The organism is Mesorhizobium alhagi CCNWXJ12-2 (genome assembly GCF_000236565.1).
In the GTDB taxonomy this organism is placed as follows: Bacteria; Pseudomonadota; Alphaproteobacteria; order Rhizobiales; family Rhizobiaceae; genus Allomesorhizobium; species Allomesorhizobium alhagi.
On sequence record NZ_AHAM01000208.1, the window covers coordinates 42097 to 63069 of the forward strand.

General features: G+C 63.8%; 18 protein-coding genes. 11 read left to right on the forward strand and 7 right to left on the reverse strand.

What is annotated here, in order from left to right:
* Nucleotides 1-6: 6 nt before the first annotated feature.
* Entirely contained in the window at nt 7-1254 is a 1248-nt protein-coding gene (locus tag MAXJ12_RS23695) for an NAD(P)/FAD-dependent oxidoreductase (protein WP_008838572.1), read from the reverse strand.
* A gap of 186 nt (nt 1255-1440) precedes the next feature.
* Here MAXJ12_RS23695 and modA point away from each other — a divergent pair, with 186 nt between their 5' ends.
* The 4 genes from modA to MAXJ12_RS23715 are packed head-to-tail and all read left to right on the forward strand — an operon-like array spanning nt 1441 to nt 4405.
* Nucleotides 1441-2235 carry a molybdate ABC transporter substrate-binding protein gene (gene modA, locus MAXJ12_RS23700; protein WP_008838573.1) on the forward strand — a complete coding sequence of 265 codons (795 nt, stop codon included), beginning with the start codon at nt 1441-1443 and terminating at the stop codon, nt 2233-2235.
* Between the two features lie 9 nt (nt 2236-2244).
* A complete protein-coding gene (gene modB / locus MAXJ12_RS23705) occupies nt 2245-2940 on the forward strand; it encodes a molybdate ABC transporter permease subunit (RefSeq protein ID WP_008838574.1) in 696 nt (231 codons plus the stop codon).
* Nucleotides 2937-4046: a molybdenum ABC transporter ATP-binding protein gene (modC, locus tag MAXJ12_RS23710; protein ID WP_008838575.1), complete on the forward strand. Its 1110-nt coding sequence runs from the start codon at nt 2937-2939 to the stop codon at nt 4044-4046. Before modB ends, modC begins: the two co-directional genes overlap by 4 nt.
* Before the next feature lie 17 nt (nt 4047-4063).
* Nucleotides 4064-4405, forward strand: coding sequence for a winged helix-turn-helix domain-containing protein (locus MAXJ12_RS23715; protein ID WP_008838576.1), 342 nt, complete (start codon nt 4064-4066; stop codon nt 4403-4405).
* Nucleotides 4406-4427: 22 nt separating this feature from the next.
* Here MAXJ12_RS23715 and proC read toward each other — a convergent pair whose 3' ends face one another.
* The 3 genes from proC to MAXJ12_RS23730 are packed head-to-tail and all read right to left on the reverse strand — an operon-like array spanning nt 4428 to nt 7585.
* A complete protein-coding gene (gene proC, locus MAXJ12_RS23720) occupies nt 4428-5243 on the reverse strand; it encodes a pyrroline-5-carboxylate reductase (RefSeq protein WP_008838577.1) in 816 nt (271 codons plus the stop codon).
* A gap of 58 nt (nt 5244-5301) precedes the next feature.
* Nucleotides 5302-6618 (reverse strand): O-antigen ligase family protein, encoded by a 1317-nt coding sequence (locus MAXJ12_RS23725; RefSeq protein ID WP_008838578.1) that lies wholly within the window; start codon nt 6616-6618, stop codon nt 5302-5304.
* Nucleotides 6587-7585, reverse strand: coding sequence for a glycosyltransferase family 2 protein (locus tag MAXJ12_RS23730; protein ID WP_008838580.1), 999 nt, complete (start codon nt 7583-7585; stop codon nt 6587-6589). Before MAXJ12_RS23730 ends, MAXJ12_RS23725 begins: the two co-directional genes overlap by 32 nt.
* A 165-nt stretch (nt 7586-7750) precedes the next feature.
* Here MAXJ12_RS23730 and MAXJ12_RS23735 point away from each other — a divergent pair, with 165 nt between their 5' ends.
* Genes MAXJ12_RS23735 through MAXJ12_RS23745 form a run of 3 tightly spaced genes read left to right on the forward strand, consistent with a single transcriptional unit; the run spans nt 7751 to nt 10616 of the window.
* Nucleotides 7751-8926 carry a glycosyltransferase family 4 protein gene (locus MAXJ12_RS23735; protein ID WP_008838581.1) on the forward strand — a complete coding sequence of 392 codons (1176 nt, stop codon included), beginning with the start codon at nt 7751-7753 and terminating at the stop codon, nt 8924-8926.
* Entirely contained in the window at nt 8923-9702 is a 780-nt protein-coding gene (locus tag MAXJ12_RS23740; protein ID WP_008838582.1) for a WecB/TagA/CpsF family glycosyltransferase, read from the forward strand. Before MAXJ12_RS23735 ends, MAXJ12_RS23740 begins: the two co-directional genes overlap by 4 nt.
* On the forward strand, nt 9699-10616 hold the full coding sequence (locus MAXJ12_RS23745) for a DUF6492 family protein (RefSeq protein ID WP_040587616.1): 918 nt from the start codon (nt 9699-9701) through the stop codon (nt 10614-10616). The genes MAXJ12_RS23740 and MAXJ12_RS23745 overlap by 4 nt, the downstream gene beginning before the upstream one ends.
* Nucleotides 10617-10619: 3 nt before the next feature.
* On the opposite strand, the gene MAXJ12_RS23750 is transcribed toward MAXJ12_RS23745, so the two are convergent.
* The gene (locus MAXJ12_RS23750) at nt 10620-11915 is read right to left on the reverse strand and encodes a lipopolysaccharide biosynthesis protein (protein ID WP_008838584.1); all 1296 of its coding nucleotides are present in this window, start codon (nt 11913-11915) and stop codon (nt 10620-10622) included.
* Nucleotides 11916-12096: 181 nt separating this feature from the next.
* On the opposite strand from MAXJ12_RS23750, the gene MAXJ12_RS23755 reads away from it, so the two are divergent.
* The 4 genes from MAXJ12_RS23755 to MAXJ12_RS23770 all read left to right on the forward strand — a co-directional run bounded on the left by MAXJ12_RS23755 (nt 12097) and on the right by MAXJ12_RS23770 (nt 18450).
* Entirely contained in the window at nt 12097-14685 is a 2589-nt protein-coding gene (locus MAXJ12_RS23755; protein WP_008838585.1) for a GumC family protein, read from the forward strand.
* A 116-nt stretch (nt 14686-14801) separates the two neighbouring features.
* Nucleotides 14802-15701 carry a bifunctional methylenetetrahydrofolate dehydrogenase/methenyltetrahydrofolate cyclohydrolase gene (locus MAXJ12_RS23760; protein ID WP_008838586.1) on the forward strand — a complete coding sequence of 300 codons (900 nt, stop codon included), beginning with the start codon at nt 14802-14804 and terminating at the stop codon, nt 15699-15701.
* Between the two features lie 52 nt (nt 15702-15753).
* Nucleotides 15754-16716 carry a GlxA family transcriptional regulator gene (locus MAXJ12_RS23765; protein WP_008838587.1) on the forward strand — a complete coding sequence of 321 codons (963 nt, stop codon included), beginning with the start codon at nt 15754-15756 and terminating at the stop codon, nt 16714-16716.
* An 81-nt stretch (nt 16717-16797) separates the two neighbouring features.
* Nucleotides 16798-18450: a vWA domain-containing protein gene (locus MAXJ12_RS23770; protein ID WP_008838588.1), complete on the forward strand. Its 1653-nt coding sequence runs from the start codon at nt 16798-16800 to the stop codon at nt 18448-18450.
* Between the two features lie 3 nt (nt 18451-18453).
* Here the strand turns inward: MAXJ12_RS23770 and edd are convergent, their stop codons facing one another.
* Nucleotides 18454-20277, reverse strand: coding sequence for a phosphogluconate dehydratase (gene edd, locus MAXJ12_RS23775; protein WP_008838589.1), 1824 nt, complete (start codon nt 20275-20277; stop codon nt 18454-18456).
* A 57-nt stretch (nt 20278-20334) separates the two neighbouring features.
* On the reverse strand, nt 20335-20973 hold a 639-nt coding region (pgl, locus tag MAXJ12_RS23780), incomplete at its 5' end, for a 6-phosphogluconolactonase (RefSeq protein ID WP_008838590.1).

The following is a 20973-nucleotide window of genomic DNA, read 5'->3' on the forward strand; positions in this document are numbered from 1 at the left end:
CGATTGTTATCGCCTAGTGAAACGTGAAGGAGCATAGGGCGCAAGGTCTAAGTTCGGCCGGTGGCCCGAAACCAGTTGCGCGAGCAGCCTGCCGGTCTTCGGCCCGGTCGTAAGCCCAATGTGGTGATGGCCGAATCCAAGCCACGCGCCTTCAATGCCCGGTACGGCGCCGATCACAGGGATGGAGTCCGGCGTCGCGGGCCGATGTCCCATCCATTCCTTGGCGCCGCGCCAGGTCAGGTCCGGCATCGCTGCGCGTATATTCCGGAGAAGCAGGTTTATAGGTGGGCGGGAAGGCGGCGCATCCAGCCCGCCGAACTCGACTATGCCGGCAAGCCTGAGGCGGCCGTCCATCGGTGTCGCGACGAATTTTGCCGATGCAAACATCACCGGCGATCTGGGCATCCGGTTCGGTTCGTGCAGGTCGATGTGATATCCGCGTTCGCTTTCGAGCGGCACCTCAAGCCCCAGCTTCTTGGTCAACGAGCCCGACCACACCCCCGCCGTGACGATCGCAGCGGAGCAGGGGATCGTTTCGCCGCCGGCGCGAACGCCGGTGACGCGGCCATCCTGATGTACGACGTCGGTCACCTCGGCGCGAATGATGCGTCCGCCGCGGGCTTCCACGTGACTCGCCAGCGCTTTGACATGACGTCCGGGGTCGCTGATGCGCCCATGCCCGCCCAGCCGAACCGCAAAATTCAGGTCCGGCCGGAAGATCGGGTCATGCGCGCGGAGTGCCGCTCCATCGAGTTCATCCCACCGGAAACCATGTTCCCTGCGGATCGACCAGCCAAATGCGTCGGCCTCGAACTGCGACCGATCGCGATAGACGTAGAGATAGTCGCAAGGCACGACAAACGCCTCTGCCCCGGTCCCGGCGGCAAGCGCCTGATGGTCGGCCAGACTGTCTCCTGTGAGCGCAAAGAGCGCATCGCTGATCCGCCGCGTTTCATCCGGCGTGCAATGGCTGAGATAAGCTTTGAGCCAAGGCGCGAGCCTGGGAAGATGCCGCCATTTCAGGAACAGCGGCTGGCGTGGATCGAAGAGCATCCGCGGCGCCTTGCGGAGCAGGCCCGGAACCGTCACCGGAACGACCGCACAGGATGCAAGAACGCCGCCATTGCCGTAGCTCGTCCCTTCGCCGGGTTCGCCACGGTCGATCAGGATCACTTTATGGCCTTCCCGCTGCAGCCAGATGGCCGTCGACACACCGACGATGCCGGCGCCGACAATGACAACCGTTTCCGTCATGCTTTTGGTTGTTCCTCCCGCCACTGCCTTCGACGATGCCGAGACATAGCTTGGACTGGGCCGGATTGGTATCACCGCGCAGCGTGTCGGCGTTGTACCAACAGCGTCCGCCAGTGTTATATTCATCTGGATATATCGCTGGCCTTCGCATAGTTTGATTGCTACCTACTCTGGAGAGTGGCCGAGATGGGCAGAAATCGGTGGAAGTTCGCTGCGCTGATTGGGGCGATGGTGATGGCGCTTTCATCAGCGCCCTCCGTTCACGCGGCCGAGAAAGTGGTCGTGTTTGCCGCCGCCAGCCTCAAAAATGCACTCGATGCGGTCAATGAGACTTGGCAGGCCGAGACGGGCCGGAGGGCGACTATCTCCTACGCGGCAAGCTCGGCGTTGGCCAGGCAGATCGAACAAGGCGCCCCAGCCGACATTTTCATATCGGCCGATCTCGATTGGATGGACTATTTATCCGAAAAACAGATGATCGCTCCAGGCTCCCGGACAAATCTCCTGAGCAACCGCATCGTCCTGATAGCAAGCGCGGATTCGGCGATCGAGGCGAACATCGCGCCCGACTTCCCGCTAACGGGGCTTCTCGGCGACGGCCGGTTGGCGATGGCAGACGTGAAGGCGGTGCCTGCCGGCAAATACGGCAAGGCAGCGCTCGAAAGGCTCGGTGTCTGGGCCGAGGTCGAAGGCAAGGTGGCGCAGGCGGAGAATGTGCGCGCCGCGCTCAAGCTTGTCGCGACAGGCGAGGCGCCGCTCGGCATCGTTTACCGGAGCGACGCCGTCGCCGAACCGACTGTGAAGGTGATCGGCGTCTTTCCAGAGGATGTACATCCACCGATCGTCTATCCTGTCGGAGTGATCGCTGACTCCAGCAATCCGGACGCTGCGGAATTCGTGAAATATCTGCAATCGGCCAAGGCCAAGCAATTGTTCGAGCAGCAGGGCTTCGCCGTGCTCGCTCCAGTCGCCTCCAACTAGCAGTCGCGCATGGAACTGACGCCCGACGAATGGAATGCGGTCCGGCTGTCGATCAAGGTCGCTGTCTGGGCGATGCTGGGGAGCCTGCCGCTCGGCCTGCTCACCGCCCTGATCCTGGCGCGTGGGAACTTCTGGGGAAAGTCGCTCCTCAACGGCATCGTCCATCTGCCGCTCATCCTGCCGCCTGTCGTCACCGGCTATCTGCTGCTGCTGAGTTTTGGCAGGCGGGGCCCCGTGGGCGCGTTCCTCGCCGAGCATTTCGGCATCGTGTTCTCGTTCCGCTGGACCGGGGCCGCGCTCGCCTGCGCGATCATGGGTTTCCCGCTGATGGTGCGCGCGATCAGGCTGTCCATCGAGGCCGTCGATCGCCGGCTCGAGGCAGCCGCCGGCACGCTCGGCGCCGGCCCGGCCTGGGTCTTCGCCACCATCACCCTGCCGCTGATCTTGCCCGGCATAATCGCTGGCATGATCCTTTCCTTCGGCAAGGCGATGGGCGAGTTCGGCGCGACAATCACCTTCGTGTCGAACATTCCCGGCGAAACGCAGACGCTGCCGTCCGCGATCTACACGTTCACCCAGATTCCCGGAGGCGATGCGGGCGCGTTGCGGCTCACCCTGATTTCCGTGGCTATCTCGATGGCCGCGCTCATGGCTTCGGAAGCGCTGGCGCAGCGCGCCAGCCGCCGGATCGAGGGCCGCGCATGACCATTCTCGTCGATGTCAGCCACCGGCTCGGCGGCTTCCAGTTGGAGGCGCGCTTTGCAAGCCCCGGCCACCTGACGGCGCTATTCGGACCGTCCGGATCTGGCAAGACCTCGATCATCAGCATGATCGCCGGACTGATCCGGCCCGACCGCGGCAGCGTGGAGGTCGACGGGCGTGTGCTCACAGACCGGGCGTCCGGCGTTTTCGTGCCGACGCATCGCCGTCGCATCGGCGCCGTGTTCCAGGGCGCACGGCTGTTTCCGCATATGAGCGTGCGCGGTAATCTTGCCTACGGCAAATGGTTCGCGCCGGCGCGCGAACGTTACGCGGACACCGGCCGCATCGTGGAATTGCTCGGCATCGGCCACCTGCTCGAGCGCAGGCCGAATTTGCTTTCCGGCGGTGAAAAGCAGCGCGTCGCCATAGGCCGCGCCTTGCTCGCCAGCCCCCGATTATTGTTGATGGATGAGCCGCTGGCCTCGCTCGACGAGGTGCGCAAAAGCGAGATCATGCCTTATATCGAGCGGCTCCGCGATGAACTGAAGATCCCGATCGTCTATGTCAGCCATTCGATCGCCGAGGTCGCCAGGCTCGCCACCGACATCGTCGTCATGTCGGATGGCAAAGTCGTCGCGTCCGGCCCGACAGGCGAGATTGTCCAGCGGCTCGACCTTCTCCCGGCCGAAGAACGCGGCGAGGGCGGCGTCGTGCTCGACATGACGGTAATCGCCCACCACATCGACTACGGCATGACCGTGCTGAAGTCGGTTGCCGGCGAAATCCGGGTTCCGCGCATCCGTGCCGAGACCGGCGCGATGGTCAGGCTCCGGCTCCGGGCGCGCGACGTCATGATCGCAACCGCCGAGCCAATCGGGCTCAGTGCCCAGAACATACTGCGCGGGAAGATCGCGCGGATTGCCCGTTCGGGCGACCCGCTGGTCGAGATTCACGTCGACTGCCACGGACAACAGGTGCTGTCGCGGATCACCCGCCGATCTCTTGATGCTCTTCGGCTACACGTCGGGCAGGAGGTTTTTGCGGTGATAAAATCTGTGGCTTTCGATCACGAAAACCTGTCGAATAGCTTGGCAGATCAAGGTTTCTGAACGGGAGCGCTACACGGATGCCTTCGCTCAGCCTGCGGATAAATCTCGATCCAGAAGGCCGGATTGGACCCGGCAAGATCGCGTTGCTTGAGGAGATATCGGCTTCGGGTTCGATTTCGGCGGCCGCCCGCGCAATGGACATGTCCTACAAGCGCGCCTGGGATCTGGTGGACGATCTGAACCGGCTGTTCGGCAAACCGCTTGTCTCTGCCCGCACCGGCGGGAAAAGCGGAGGCGGCGCGGCACTCACGCCGCTCGGCCTTTCGGTCGTGACCCGTTTTCGCGCTATCGAGAATGCCGCGGTCGCCGCCGCCTCGCATCAGTTGGAAGCGCTTCAGGCCGAGATCGAAGCGGGGTAGCCCGAGGCGGAGCCGGCTTTCGCTATTTGCCCAGTTCTATGCTCCTGAGCCTCGCGGCTTCCACCGCTTCCGTCACCAGCAGCTTGAGCCGGTCCTCGCCCATCAGCACGGCGAGCGCCGCAGCGGTGGTGCCGTTCGGGCTGGTCACCTGCTGGCGCAGAACGCCCGGTTCCTCGTGGCTTTCGGCCGCCAGCGAAGCCGCCCCATAGACGGTCTGCATGGCCAGCAGCTTCGCCGTCTCCGTCGGCAGGCCGGCGCTTTCGGCCGCCGCTGTCAGGCACTCGATGAAATGGAATATATAGGCTGGCCCGGATCCTGAAACCGCGGTCACGGCATCCATCAGGCTCTCGTCATCGATAGAAGCGACCTCGCCGCTGGCCGAAAGGAGGTCGGCGATGAATTTACGGGTGTCGTCCGAAACGCGATCATTGGCGAATGTGACCATCATGCCCTTGCCGATCGCGGCGGGCGTGTTGGGCATGCAGCGGACAATCGGCGCGCGTTCGCCGAGTATTTCTTCGAACGTCGCCATAGCCGTTCCCGCAGCGATGCTGAGGAATGTGGTGCGACCATCGCCGAAGCGTCGGTAGCCGGCCGTCACGTCGCGTATCACCTGCGGTTTGACCGCAAGCACGATCAGGGTAGGGACCGCACCTGGGGAAATTTCGCCGGCGTCGCTGCCCACCGCGCTGCCGAGCGCCTTGGCTCGCGCCCGCAATTCCGCGTTGGGCTCGACGATGAAGGTCTCGTCTGGCCTGAGCTTGCCCGATTCAAGCCAGCCCGAAAGCATGGCGTATCCCATATTGCCGCAACCGGCGAGCACCAGTTTCACTGTCATTTCCGAGCCTCCGTCCGCTTCCGTTTAGACGGTCCGGCAGTCATGCGAAAGAGGCCGATCAGTCCGGATTGGACGCCTTGAGCGGGAAACGTGCGGTCAGCCTGAGCCCGATGACGCCAAACACGAAGAACAGCCACACGGGATCGGCGCGCCGGAAGAAAAAGCTTTCCAGGAACGAGTTCAGCGCCGTGAACAGCAGGATCATCATGAAGAAATCGCCGAGGAAGATGTTCTCCTTGCGCAGCGGTATGCGCATGTAGTCGCGCAGCGGTGCGATCAGGAATGCCCATATGGCGACGAACATTGCGGGCAGTCCCATGATCACGGCGATGTCGAGATAGCCATTGTGGCCATGGACGATACCGCGAACGTCCCAAGCGCGATCGAAGGGCTGGGCCGTATTGGCGACGACGTCCGTACCCCAGAAGCTGTTATAGCCGTAGCCCGTCCAGGGCCGTCTGGCGATCATCTCGGCGACGAACTCCCAAAGCGTCGTACGCCCCGTATAGGTGAGGTCGGGAAAATGCTCCGCGGCAAGCTGCTTCAGCGGATCGATGAAGACAATGCCCAGCGTGGCGAGCGCCGTGCAGATCATGGCGAGCGCAAACAAAAGCGGCGTTATCAACCGCATCCCGAACAGGCTGGGCACAACAACAACAAGGATCGACGCAGGCACAAGGCCTGCGGTCGTCTTGGAGCCGGTGTTGACCATGAATACCATCGCGCAAGCGAACAGCAGCACGCCGGTCACCTTCCAGCCGCGACGGAAGAGATAAAGACCACAGAAGCTTAGACAGGCCATCACCGGGCCGGCGATGTTCTTGTGGCTGAAGACGCCGCGCCAGAGTCCGGCATGCTCGGCCTCGATGGAATCGGCCGTGTGCATGGCGTCGCTCGGAAAGATCACCAGCCCGGCGAAGCTCAGCCCGATGACGAACAGCCCCGCCACCGCGATAACGGTCGAGAACGCGTCGGCATCTCGCGGGATCGCCAGCACGGTCGCCATCGTCAGGATGCCGATCAGCGTGAAGGAGGCGGCGCGCATGGCGGCATTCGGGTCGGTTGCGTTGAATGCCGAAAGCAGCAGGAAGCCTATCATCAGCAGGAAGGTCGGGCTGAATAAGGCACTGACAACCCGCGGATTGGCGAAAGCCACCAGCGAGAAGATCGAAAGCGCGCCCAGCGAACCGAAGCCGAGCTGATTGACGATGTCGCCGCCATCGCCGACGGTCGTTGCCGCAGGTTGGAACGGCTTGAACGACACCATCGCTATTGTCAGCAGGATCGCCGCGATGGCCGTGGCTATGCCGCTCCGCGAGAATGCAGCCGTGATCGGCGCGGCGTCAGTTCTTCTCGGGCTGACGGTATTGTTCATTGGCATATCCGAACTCGGCCAGAACCCGGCCGAGCGCGACATGGATCGGATAGACGCCGATCGCCGGTGAGCCCGTGCTGGCCAACCTTGCCAGCGCCCGGAACGGCGAAGCGGCGAGCAGCGCCAGGCTCTTCGCAAGCACCCGGATGTTAGCGAGCCGCGTGCCGGCGCGTTTCTTTTTCTCGACCAGCGTGGAGATCACGCCGTTGCGCAGGCTGCGGGCGCGGATCCAATCGGCCTCGACCCGGCGCGGCGGCACCGCTTCGCGCACGGCCGCCTCGGCGCACCAGGCGAGTTTGAAGCCGCGCTGCGCTGCGCGGCTCAGGAAGTCGGAATCGCCGCCGCCCATGAAGTTGAATTTGAGGTCGAGGAATGGCGGTCCCATAGCAGCCAGCACATGCCGGCCAATCAGCAGATTGCCTGACGAATAGAGCGCGCCGACCCTTCCGCTCTTCTTGTAGGGCGGTGCGAAGACGGGGTGTTCCGCCCATTTCGCATGGGCCGGGCTGGCGAACACCGGAACCTGCGGCCCGCCGACGATATCCGCCTCGTACTTTTCCGCAGCCGCGCACATGTTTTCCAGCCAGCTTCCGTCGGCGATCTCGTCGTCGTCGATGACCAGCAAATATCTGAATCCCGGAAAATGCATCACCGCCGTCTGCCAGCCGGCGTTGTAGGCGCTGCAATTGCCGCGCTCATGCGCGACGATAACCATCCCCCCAAGGATGCCCGCCTCGAAAAGCGGCAGCGCGGCATGGGCGCCCTCTCGAACCTCCGCCTCATTTTCCATCACGATCACCGCGAACCGGCGCGCCGTTTCCTGCAGCCGCAGCGATTCGAGTGTGGCCAGCAACTGTTCCGGCCGGCGGAATGTCGGCACTGTCACAACCGCTTCGATGGTCTCCGGAATAAGTCCCGGAGACCGGCCGAGGATCGAGACCGGTCCATCTTTCTGCAAGGGCTTCATGCGAACGTCCGTCAATGCCCGGTTTGGATAGCACCGGCGACGATAAGGATTCGTTAAACACCTTTGGCGGATGGCCGTTTGATTGCCGTGGTTTTGCGGCCGCCGGGCCAGCTTTTAAGCAAGGCTTCACTGGGTTTGGCTATTCGACATCTCAGGATAGGTGAGATGCATCTGCTGTTTGCCACTTCGATCGTGCCCGACGGCGGGCTCGGTTCAGGTTACGAGATCGCCAACGCCGCGATCATCGCGGCTTTGCGCCGTGCCGGCGTTCGCGTCACCATCCTTGGCTTCACCTGGCCCGGCCGGACCGCACTGGATGCCGAAAACACGATTGTTCTCGGCGCAGTCGATGTTCGCAACGACCATGCGTCGATCACGCAGAAGCTTAAATGGCTCGCCAAGGCGGTGTTGACCGGCCTCACATTCTCGTCGGTGAAACTGCGCCTGGTCGGCCCGGAACAGGTTCGCCGTGCCATCGCCGCGGCCGGGCCGTTCGACGGCTATTTGCTGAACTCGGTGCAGTTTACCGGCGCCTTCGATGGCTTGTTCGATGACAGGCCCTCGATCTTCGTTGCCCACAACGTCGAGCACGTCTCGGCCGCCGAAAATGCGATTGCGGTGAGAGGTGCGTTCGAGCGACTGTTGTTCCGACGCGAGGCGCGGCTTCTGAAACGCCTGGAGGCGCGGCTATGCCGAGGCGCGCGCTTCGTCTTCACTCTCGCGGAAGAAGATCGCTCGGCGCTCGGCGTGGCTTCCGATGCCAAATCGGTCGCACTGCCATTGATCACCCGGCCCGACGCGCCGCCGCCGCCGGCAGCGCGCCGTACGGATTGCGATGCCGCCCTTATCGGCACCTGGACCTGGCAGCCCAACCGTATCGGTCTGGACTGGTTTCTGGGCGAAGTCGTGCCGCATCTGCGCCGAGATTTCCGGATCAGCATCGCCGGCTCCGTGCCTGCGGGTGTCACCTCGTTCCATCCGGGCGTAACATTCGTCGGCCGTGTTCCCGACGCACAGGATTTCGTCCGCAGTGCCGCGGTCGTGCCGCTGATCAGCAGGGCAGGAACCGGCGTGCAGTTGAAGACCATCGAAGCGTTCGAACTCGGTCTGCCGACCGTCGCCACAAGTTCATCGTTGCGCGGCATCGGGCATGCTCCCGCAAACTGCGTTGTTGCCGACGATCCGGCAGCCTTTGCGGCGGCGCTCGAGCGCGCCGCTTCGGGTGAAGTTGCCGATGCGGACGGCTCTGCCTTCTACCGCCGCCAGCGCGCGGAACTCGACGCGCGGGTCAGGCGCGGCCTGGAAGCGCTCGGCTACCAGCGGCACGAGGCGTTGGCATGAACATGCACGCCGCCAACGCGATCGGCATTTCTGCTTGGAAAACGATCCTCGGCATCTCCGTCGCCAGCATAGGGTGGAATGATGCGATAAGTCTCTTGAACCGCATGCTGGTCGAACGGCGGTTCACCAAAGTCAGCTTCCTCAACGCCCACAACGCAAACGTCGCTTCCATCGACGCGGCGTTTGCCGACGCTCTCGAAAACTTCCTCATCCTGCCGGACGGCGTCGGCGTCGATATGGCGGCGAAGATCCTCTATGGATCGCCTTTTCCGGCAAACCTCAACGGTACGGATTTCATCCCCGGCTTCCTTCAGGCGGTCTCGAAACCGCTGACGGTCGGCCTGCTTGGCGCGACCCGCCGCAACGCGGAGGGGGCGGCCACAAAGCTGGCGGCGATTGCTCCGCAGCACAATTATATCGTGATCCATGACGGGTATTTTTCTCCGCAGGAAGAACCTGGCGTCGTCGAAACCATCAGGGCGTTGCGGCCGGATATCCTGCTGGTCGCGATGGGAGTGCCGAGGCAGGAACTCTGGATCGCCCGCAACCTGACGGAAAAACACTGCACGTTGCCGATCGCCGTCGGCGCGTTGCTCGATTTCCTGAGCGGTGCGGTGCCGCGCGCGCCCGGTTGGATGCGGCGCATGCGGCTCGAATGGCTCTTTCGTCTCATCGTCGAACCCGGCCGCCTCTGGCGGCGCTATATAGTCGGCAATCCGCTCTTTCTCGCGCGCGTCCTGCGCCAGAAGCTCGTCGGCGGCGGACAAAGCCGGTGAACAGCCGTTTCTTACCTCAAGGGGGGCGCGCGTCAGACCCGATCAGTCAAACGGCCGCCTCCGCCATGGTCACGGCCAGCTATGCCCCCGATTTCGAGCGCTGCCGCCTGCTTTGCGAGACCGTCGATCGGCATGTGACCGGCATGTCCCATCACTACCTTCTGGTTGAGCGGAACGATGTCGCGCTATTTCGACAGCTTGAAACGAAATCGCGGACGGTGGTCGACGAGCGCGACCTGCTGCCGTCATGGCTTCACGCGGTCAATGATCCTGCGAGCCTGTTCCGCCGCCGCATTTGGCTGAGCTGGAAAACCATGCCACTGCGCGGCTGGCATGTTCAGCAGCTTCGGCGCATCGCCATCGCTGCCCATGCGGCCGAAGACATCCTCGTCTATTGCGATTCCGATGTCGTCTTCCTGAAACCCTTCGACTGCGCGGCGTTCCGCAGCGATGGCAGGCTGCGCCTTTTCCGGCGCGACAATGCGCTGCCGGGTACGGGCGATCACGAGACTTGGTCCAGAAATGCTGGAGCGGTCTTGGGCATCGAGTATCCGGCTGTTTCGCCTCATGACTACATCTCCACATTGATCGCATGGAGCAGGCAGGACGTTCAGGCGATGTGCGCGCAAATTGAGCGGCTGCACGGCCGCAACTGGGTCGAAGTGGTCGGATCGTCCCGTAAGTTTTCCGAATGCCTGATCTACGGCCGCTTCGTCGACGAGGTGCTCGGCGGCGCGAGCCACTTCCACGCCGCGGAGGAATTCTGCCGCGTCCATTGGACCGGGTCGGCTATGTCCGACGACGAGTTCCGGCGCTTCGTCGCCGGCATGTCGCCGCATCAGGTGGCGATCGGGATGCAGTCCTTCATCGGCACAGATGTCGACCGCATCCGCCGCCTGACGCAGGCGGAGTAGCCATCAGACAGGCTTGGCCGGCATGCGCAGCGCCGAATAGGTCAAGAGCGCCGACACCAGATAGAGCGCGACGAACATTGCGTTCAGCGACCAGATGAAAGCCGCGGTATCCGGGCTGCGCATCATGACAAAGATCAGCAGCACGGCCTTTGCGCCCGCAAGCAAAGCGAGATTGAGCGCGCGGACAAATGTCTGCCCGCGCGCAAACAGTAGCTCGGCCTGATACTCGATCAGATTGCGCAGCCCGGGCACGAAAACCGCCAACCCGACCAGCGGCGCGGCCTCTTCCACGGTTCGGCCCAATGCCGCCGGGAAATAGTGAAGAACGACAGCAAGGCTTAGCAACGCGCCCGTCGAAACGGCAAAGATGCCGGTTTCGATGCTGCCGCGTATGCGCCAGTTTTTCAGCATGTCCGGCGCGCGCATTATCCGCTGCACCAGCATCATCGAAAATGTACGGATCGGAATGGCGGTCAGATCGACGAGCCGCATGACGATCGCATAGAGGCCGGCTAGCTGCGGCCCGCCGATCGCCAGTACCAGGAGCTTGTCGAACTCCATCTGCAGGTAGAACAGGATTTCCGCTCCCGCCACATACAGCGAATCCGCAAGCCGGCGCCAATAGAGCAGCGGTCGGAAACGCAGGCGCTGGCGGGGGTAAAACAGCGCGATCGCTGCAATCAGGGCGATGCCGTTGATGACGATATAGAAGCCCGACCACGCGGCCAGGCTGTCCGTTGGCCACAACGCAAACGCGACCGCGCCCGCCGCGCGCATGACCGTTCCGAAAATGGTCAGGGAAGCCGCGCGACCGAACCGGTTCTGGCCGTTGTTGACGATGACCACAACCTCGAACGGCCGCCACAACAGCGCTTCGGTGACTATCACCGCGGCGAATATCGAAAGCGCCATCTGCCCCGAAAAGAACAGCAGGTAGGTCAGCCATGCCGCCGCCGCCAAAACTGGAAGCGACAGCGCCGCCATCGCTAGAAAGCCGGCCGTGTACGTACCGATAAGGTTTGGGCGTATGGTCGCCGTGCGGTAGAGCGCAGAGATGAAGCCGAAGGCCAGGATCCGCGACAGCATGACGCCGGCGGCTGAAGCCGTGGCGAAAAGCCCGAAATCGCCCAACGACAGCGTGTTCGCCAGCGCGACGAAATAGAGCAGCGAAAACACCAGCCGGCCACCGGCGCCGCTGATCGCCGCGAAATAGTCGCGCAGAAGGCCGCGCCGCTCCGACAGGAACGCGCCAATTCTGGCGAAAGGCCGCCTTTGCCGGATGTCGCTTGCCTCGGTCATGTTTCTGCGAATGCTAGCGCGGAAAGTTTAATGGGCGGTTCCGAGGAGAGCGCCGCCGTTTTCCGCTAGATGATGAACGCCTTTAGGTCGCTAAATTAACCTTTTGTTTCCCATGGCTGTTTAGCGTGGCTTAACGTTTGCACTCACCAATCCGGCATGCGCCGGGAAACGGCCGCAATCCATGTTCGACACCGATCAACGCGACGATCCACGGCGTGAGCGCTCGTTGCTTTCGTTTGGCGACGCCCGGCCCGGTGAAGGCGTTCCGCAGCGTTCGGCGTCGCTTCTTGCCGCGGCCGAGCCGCAACGTACTTACGATGCCGCCGCTCGCCATCATTCGGCCCGTCAGCGCCGGGAGGTTAAGAACGATCCGCCTCCGCCTCGTCATGAACGCGTAGCGGCGATCGATGAAAAGCCCGCACCCAAAGCGGCGCCTGCGACGGCCTCAGCCGGGATGGACTGGGTCAGCGGCCTTGTCCCTGGCTGGATCAGCCGGCGCTTGCGGGCAGAAGGCGGGGACGGCGCACCTCAGCCGGCCGTGGATGTTCGCGCCGAGCGCCGCGAGGATCGATATATTCCGAGCGTCGACCAGTCGGAACCGGCTCCCAACCGCGATGTGCCCGACGAGCATTGGAAGCCGCTCATCGACCCCGGCAAGGTGGTCGCCGGCATAGCCAGATCGAAATGGATTATCGTCGGTACGACAGTTCTCGGCGCGGTGCTGGGCGTCATGATCGCCCTATCCACCCCCAAGAAATACGAGGCCACGGTCGAGTTGCTGGTTGATCCGCGAGACCTCAATCTCGTCGAGCGCGATATCACCCAGGGCGGGCTTTCAAACGAAGCTACTTTGGCGATTATCGAGAACCAGGTCCGGATCCTGACCTCCGGCACGGTGCTGACCAAAGTCGTGGATCGTCTCAATCTCGCCAGCGATCCCGAATTCAACGGCGAGGGCAGCGATGGCGGCATCGGCGCCTTCATATCGAATCTGCGCTCGCTCCTGTCGCGCAGCGATGGCGACGATGGAGGCGACAGGCGGCACACTCTTGCCGTGCAGAACCTTTCCGAGTCCCTCTCGGTCGAGCGCGGCGGCAAGACCTTCGTTATCATGATCAGCGCGGTCACCAAGGATGGCGAAAAATCAGCCCTCATCGCCAACACCATGACCGATGTGTTTCTGCAGACCTACGGGCAAATCCAGTCCAATACGGCCGGGCGGGCAGAGGAGGAGTTGACGTCGAGGCTCGACCAGCTCCGCGCAGGCGTCGAGGCGGCCGAGCGCAAGGTCGAGACGTTCAAGGCGGAAAACGACATCATCGACGCGCAGGGCCGGCTGATCACGGATGACGAGATCGTAAAGCTGAACGAGCAGCTTTCGGTGGCCCGCGCACGGACGCTGGAATTGAACGCTAGGGCTGCGTCTACGCGCTCTGTCAATGTCGACGCGGTGCTCGGCGGAACGCTCCCGGAGGAGCTGACTTCGCCGACCATCCAGGAGTTGCGTGCACAATATTCGTCGCTGAAAAGTGACGCCGACCGGATGGCTGTGCGGCTCGGCCCGCGACATCCCGAACGCATGGCGATCGAAGCGCAACTCGCCGGCGCACGCGACATGATCAACAGCGAACTGCGCCGCATCGTCTCGTCGACGCAGACGGAGCTAAAGCGGGCAGTGCAGCTCGAACAGGAACTCGCCTCGCGGCTGGCTCAGCTGAAGGTGCGCCAGGGTGATCTTAGCAGCGAGATGGTGACGCTGCGCGAACTCGAACGCGAAGCGTCCGCCAAGCGCGCCGTATACGAGGCGTTCCTGCTGCGCGCACGCGAAACCGGCGAGCAGAAGGATATCAACACCGCCAATATGAGCGTGATTTCCAAGGCGTGGCCGCCGCTCAACGCCAATCCGCCCTCGCGTTCGACGATGGCATTGACCGGGCTGATGCTCGGATTCTTCGCCGGCGTCGGATTCGGCGGCATGCGCGGCGCCTATGAAAGCCTGCGCGAAACCGCCAACTCCCGCGCGACGCGGCAAAAGCCGCGCAGGGGCGATTCATACAGCCAGGCTATTCCGGCGGCTCCCGAAGATGGACTTGCCGAGGTCAACTCGTCCCGTCCGGCGACAGAAGAAGAGGCTTATCACGCCATCCGGTTGGAGCCGCGCAGCCGACAAGCCGCTCCGGCCGGCATTACGCCCGAGGCGCAGCCAGAGCCGCAAAATCCGCCGCGCCGTGATGACGCACTCCCGAGGGAAACTCCGATGCAAGGTCCAGTCTACGCCTACTCGCCCTTTGGCGCGCCACATCCGATGTCCGCCCGTGCCACCTATCCGATGCAGCCACAGGCCCACCCGCAGCCTTATCCGCCGGCGCAGCCGCAGCTGGTCTACCCACAACCATACTACGCAGATCCCAACCTGCCCGCGACGCACTATGCACCGCCGATGGCTTATCCGCACGCTCCGGTCCAGCAGGCGCCGCATTGGCAGCAGCCGCAAATGCCGCCGCAGTCCTATTATCCCTATCCGCAGCAGGGGCAGCCGCCCGTAGGCTTCTATCCGGGGCACATGGCGCCGCAGACGCTCTATCCGCTGCGCGCGGCGCCGCAGGCCTATGCCCCGCATCCCGCGGCGCCATTCCGGCAGCCGGAAGCTCCTCCTCCCGCCCCGGAGACGCAGCAGGCCCCGATCGAAGAGATCCGGTCCAGCCTGCGCGAATTTCGCGAGGCCGTGCGCGACCTCACCGAATCCCGGCAGCGCCGCCGCTACTTCTGAGCGAGGAATTCCGCAGCGGTTTCGAGTTTACGCCACGCGACGCCGCTTTGGCGGATTGCGCCGGCAATCTTTCGCCACTATGCCGCAGACTGCCAAGCTGCAGTCAGGGATGAACCATGGCCGAAATCATTGACGGAAGAGCCGTAGCCGATGAAGTCGTGCAGACCGTCAAACGGCTAACCGGTGAGTTGGTGGATGCCAGGGCGATCACGCCCGGCCTTGCCGTCGTCATCGTTGGGGAAGATCCGGCGAGCCAGGTCTACGTCTCGTCCAAGGGCCGCAAGGCCAAGGAATGCGGCTTTCACTCCGTCCAGCACACGCTGCCGGCCGAAACCTCCGAGGAGCAGCTGGTCGCGATCGTCCACGATTTGAACGCAGACCCGGCGATCCACGGCATACTCGTGCAGTTGCCTCTGCCGGCCCACATCGATGCCGGCCGCATCATCCAGACCATTGCGCCCGAAAAGGACGTCGACGGATTTCACTACATCAATGTCGGCAAGCTGGGCACCGGCGAACTCGACACCGCCTTCGTGCCTTGTACACCGGCAGGCTCCATGCTTCTGATCGAGCGCGTGCGGGGCAAGGACCTGTCCGGCCTGAGTGCTGTTGTTGTCGGCCGCTCGAACATCGTCGGCAAGCCGATGGCCAATCTCCTGCTCGCCGCCAACTGCACCGTGACCATCGCCCACAGCCGCACGAAGGATCTGCCGGCGCTCGCCCGTACCGCCGATATTCTTGTGGCCGCCGTGGGTCGCCCCGAGATGATCAAAGGCGATTGGGTGAAGCCCGGCGCCACCGTCATCGACGTAGGCATCAACCGGATCGCAGCGCCGGAAAAGGGCGAAGGCAAGTCACGGCTGGTCGGAGACGTGGCATTCGCGGAGGCGGAAAAAGCTGCAGGCGCGATCACACCGGTGCCGGGCGGCGTCGGCCCGATGACGATCGCGCTCCTTATGGCCAACACGCTGGTTTCCGCATATCGTGCCGCGGGCCTAAAGCGCCCGACATTCTAAAGCCAAGGTCCGAGCTTTGCCCCCGCCTCCTCTTGCTGTAGAACGGCCGGCCATGCCCGACCAGATCCAGGGGGGCCGGCAGTTCGCATTCCTGCTGGTCGACAAATTTTCGATGTTTTCGCTGGCCGCAGCGATAGACACGTTCCGATCAGCGAACCGGCTGCTTGGCTACGACTATTATGGCTGGACCACCGTGTCGGCAGACGGCGATGCCGTCATGGCGTCGAACGCCCTGCCGCTGAAGATCGATTACAGCGTGGCCGACCTGCCGTCCGTCGACATATTGTTCGTTTCCGTTGGCCTGACGACGGAATTTCCCGGCAAGAGCAAAGTGCTCGGCGCGCTCCGCAGTTGGGGCAGGCGCGGCGGCGCGCTCGGCGCGCTGTCGGTTGGCTCATACCTGCTTGCCGAAGCCGGCCAGCTCGAAGGTCACCGCTGCACCATCCATTGGGAAAACCGCGCCGGCTTCATGGAGAAATTCCCGGATATCGACTGCACCGGCAACGTTTTCGAGATCGACCGCAAGCGCTATACCTGCGCGGGCGGCACGACCTCCATTGACCTGATGCTCGAAATCGTGCGCACCGACTTCGGATCCAACATTGCCAACGGCGTCGCCAACCAGTTCCAGCACGAGCGCATCCGCTCGGCGGGCGACCGCCAGCGCGTCGGTCCCGAGCGCGACCTGACCGGCAAGTCGGAGAAGCTGCGCAAGATCGTGGAACTGATGGCCGACAACCTCGACGAGCCGTTCTCGGCGGTGCAACTGGCGAAATCCGCCGGCCTGTCGGTGCGGCAGGTGGAGCGCCTGTTTCTACGCCATCTCAATGTGACCCCCGGCCGCTATTACATGCGGCTCAGGCTCGAGCGTGCGCGCGAATTGCTGCGCCAGACCAACATGCCCATCCTCGACGTGGCGATCGCGACCGGCTTCACCTCGCATTCCTATTTCGCCCAGAGCTACCGGTTGCAGTTCGGCCGGCCGCCTTCCGAAGAGCGCCGCACCACCTACTGATCGGCAGGGCGCCGGGGTGTCAGCCTGTAGCGGCTTCGTTAGCTTGCGATCGCGAGCGAACAGCCGATCGAGGGGGATATCATGAGCGCATTGTCACGTGGCGTGCTGGCGGCATTTTTGAGCCTCTGGCTGACCGCCATCGCCGCTTCGGCGGACCGCGCGATCATCGTGCTTGATGCGTCGGGCTCGATGTGGGGCCAGATCGACGGTCAGCCCAAGCTCGAAATCGCACGCCAGACGCTGAGGACGGTGCTTCAGACGATTCCCGCCGACATGGAGCTTGGCCTGCTGGCCTATGGGCACCGCGAGAAAGGCAATTGCGACGATATCGAGCTGGTGGTGCCGCCGGCGCCGGGCGCCGCTTCGTCCATCACGCTCGCCGCGGACGCGATGAAATTCCTCGGAAAGACGCCGCTGTCCGCCTCGGTCAGGCAGGCGGCGGAAGCCCTGCGCTACGCCAAGGACAAGGCGACGGTAATCCTGATCACCGATGGCCTCGAAACCTGCAATGCCGATCCCTGCGCGGTCGGAACCGAACTCGAACAGGCCGGCGTCGATTTCACCGCCCATGTCGTCGGTTTCGGCCTGACCGCAGAAGAGGGCCGGCAGGTGGCGTGTCTCGCGGAGAACACCGGCGGCAAATACATCCAGGCGTCGGACGCCGGAGCGCTGAAGGATGCCTTGACGGTCGTGGTCGCGCCCGCTCCGCAGCCCGAGCCGGAACCCGCCCCTGCGCCCGAGCCTGCCGCACCCGAATTCAACTTCGTCCCGAAAACGCTGCTGGCCGAGGGCCAGCCGGCGCCCGACGAGGCTGGAAATGCCTATGAAATCTACGCGGTGACAGCCGATGGCTCCAAGGGAGAGCGCGTCGCGACCGAATACAACAACTACAAGGGCAGCCTGGAGCCGGGCGACTACATCGTCAGGGCGACGCTTGGCGAGGCGTCCGCCGAAATGCCGGTCAAGATCGAGGTCGGCAAGATCGCCGAGCCGGTCTTCGTGCTCAACGCCGGCACTCTGATTGTCCGGCCGCTGGCGAGTGAGGGCGCCGAGGTCAGCGACGGTGCGACGGTGATCACCGAATATCCGGGCGGCGGCAAGGCCACCAATTATGGGCTGACCAAGGTCGTCCTGCCCGCCGGCGAGCAGAAGCTGACGGTGAAAATCGGCGAGGGCGAGGTCAGCGAAACGGTCACGCTCGCCGCTGGCCAGACCGTCGAAAAAGATGTTGTGCTGGGCATCGGCAGCGTCGTCGTCAATGCGTTCTACACGCAGGGAGGCGAGAAGGTCGAGGCGTCGGGACTGGACGTGAAGCTGTTCAAGGCGAAGCAGAAGATCGACGGCTCGCGCGAGCAGGTGACCTACGGCTTCGGCCCCGACACAAAATTCGAGCTGTCGCCGGGCGACTACGTCGCGATCGTCAGGATGGACAAAGCGGAGGCCGAGCAGCCCTTCAATATCCGCGCCGGTGAGTCGAAGGATGTTACTGCCCACCTGAATGCCGGCGTGCTCGCCGTTTCCGCCCCCGGCGCAAAGCACATCGAAGTGTTCGGGGCCAAGAAGGACATCCAGGGCAACCGCAAGGCATTCGGCTACGCCTTCGACGAGAAGCACCAGGCGACCCTGCCGGCCGGCGACTACATGATCGTCGCCGACCGCGGCGACAATGGCGGCAAGAAGGAAGCCACCGCGACGGTCAATGCCGGCGAGCGGACCGAGGTGATTGTGCCGTAGGCTTCACGCCACCCCGAATGCGCTCGCGCCGTGGTCGGCGCGCGCGACCATCTGGCGGAAGCCGGCGAACAATTCGCGGCCGAAGCCGTGCTCGTTGGCGGACAGGTCGATGTCGGGAACTTTCCGTACCGCCAGTTCGGAAGCGGGCGCGAGGACCTCGAGCGAGCCATTGTCGGCGTCGAGCCGGATCATGTCTCCATCCCGGATCCTGCCGATGACGCCGCCTTCCAACGCTTCCGGGGTCACATGGATCGCCGCCGGAACCTTGCCCGACGCGCCCGACATGCGCCCGTCCGTGACCAGCGCAACCTTGTGGCCGCGGTCCTGCAGCACACCCAATATCGTCGTCAGCTTGTGGAGTTCGGGCATGCCGTTGGCCTTCGGTCCCTGGAAACGGATGACCGCGACGAAATCGCGGTCGAGCTGGCCGGCCTTGAAGGCATCGTTCAGCGCCTGCTGGCTGTCCAGCACGATCGCCGGCGCCTCGATCAGCCGCCGCTCTGGTTTCACCGCCGACGTCTTGATGATCGCGTGGCCGATATTGCCAGCGAGAACGCGCAGGCCGCCGGTTGGCTGGAACGGCTTGGCGAAGGTCGTCAGAACTTTCTCGTCGCCGCTGACCTTCGGCGCCGCCTCGCGGATCACGCTGCCGTCCGGACCGAGCCTGGCTTCCACGGCATAGGGCCGCAGGCCTTCGCCCCACACGGTCTGCACGTCCTCGTGCAGCAAGCCGGCATCGAGCAATTCGCGGATCAGGAAGCCGAGCCCGCCCGCCGCATGGAAATGGTTCACGTCGGCCAGCCCGTTCGGATAGACTCGCGCAAGCAGCGGCGTCGCCTCGGAGAGGTCTGAAATGTCCTGCCAGGTGATCTGGATGCCGGCGGCGTGAGCCATCGCGATCAGGTGGATGGTGTGGTTGGTCGAACCGCCGGTCGCGTGCAGCCCGACGATGCCGTTCACCACCGAGCGCTCGTCGATCATCCGGCCGACAGGCGTGTAGGCGTTGCCCATGGCAGTGATCGCCAGCGCCCGCTTCGCCGCCTCTCGCGTTAGCGCGTCGCGCAGCGGCGTGTTGGGGTTGACGAACGAGGCGCCCGGCGTGTGCAGGCCCATGATCTCCATCAGCATCTGGTTGGAGTTTGCCGTGCCGTAGAAAGTGCAGGTGCCCGGGCTGTGATAGGATTTCGACTCCGCCTCCAGCAGTTCGGCGCGTCCGACCTTGCCTTCGGCATAGAGCTGGCGCACGCGCGCCTTCTCGTCATTCGGAATGCCGGTGGTCATCGGCCCGGCGGGGATGAACACCGCCGGCAGATGACCGAAGGTCAGCGCCGCGATCGCCAAGCCCGGCACGATCTTGTCGCAGATGCCGAGATAGACGGCGGCGTCGAACATGTTGTGGCTGAGGCCGATCGCGGTGGCCATGGCGATCACATCGCGCGAAAACAGCGACAGTTCCATACCCGGCTGGCCCTGCGTGACGCCGTCGCACATGGCCGGCACGCCGCCCGCCACCTGAGCGATGCCTCCCGCCTCGTGCGCCGCCTGCTTGATCAGTTGCGGGAAGGTCTCGTAGGGCTGATGCGCCGACAGCATGTCGTTGTAGGAGGTGATTATGCCGAGATTGGGCACCTTGTCTCCGGCAAGCGCGGTCTTTTCAGTGGGCGCGCAGGCGGCGAAGCCGTGGGCGAGATTGCCGCAGGAAAGCACCGCCCGGTTGGCGCCGCGGCTTGCGGCATTGTCGATCCGTTCCAGGTAGATGTCGCGCGAATTCCTAGAGCGCTGCCGGATGCGTTCGGTGATGGCCTCGATGTCTTTTCTGGCTGTCATGATGGTGCATCCTCTTCGATAATGCCGGAGCGGGAGATCTCCGGTATCGGCATTCAACTACGGCGCCCAGAACACCCGGACCGGCTGTGGCGCGCGATCCAGCACCGCGCCGATCGGCAGATGCGCCTCCGTCTCTAAGGCTGTCTCCAGCACCCGGCGCTTTTCTGCCCCTTCGATATGGAGCGCGACGAAGCCTGCTTCCACGATCCGCGCCAGGGTCAGCGTCAACCGAGGCTCGCCGCCGCTTGCCGCATGGACGGGCGCGACGATCGCCTCGGCGGAAGGGGCGAGCAGCGATTCCAGATTGCCGGCATCCGGGAAAAACGAGGCGGTGTGGCCGTCGGTTCCCATGCCGAGGATCACCGCATCCAGCGGGAGCGGAAGGTTCCTCAACCTCTCACTGGCCCTGCCTGCCGCGTCTTCGACCGTGCTTGCGTCCGAAAACAGTCCGGCGAACCGCGCTGCCGTTGCATTGCCCTGAAACAGGTTTTCCCGGACCAGCCGGGCGTTGGAACGGGAAGAGTCTTCCGGGACGAAACGCTCGTCGACGAGCGTTACGGTCACGTTGTCCCAGTCGAGTTCCTGTCGTGACAGTTCACGAAAGAACATGCCTGGGGTATTGCCCCCGGAGACCGCGAGCAGCGCGTTTCCACGTTTCTCGATCGCCGCCCGCAGCACGTCCGCCACGACGCTCGC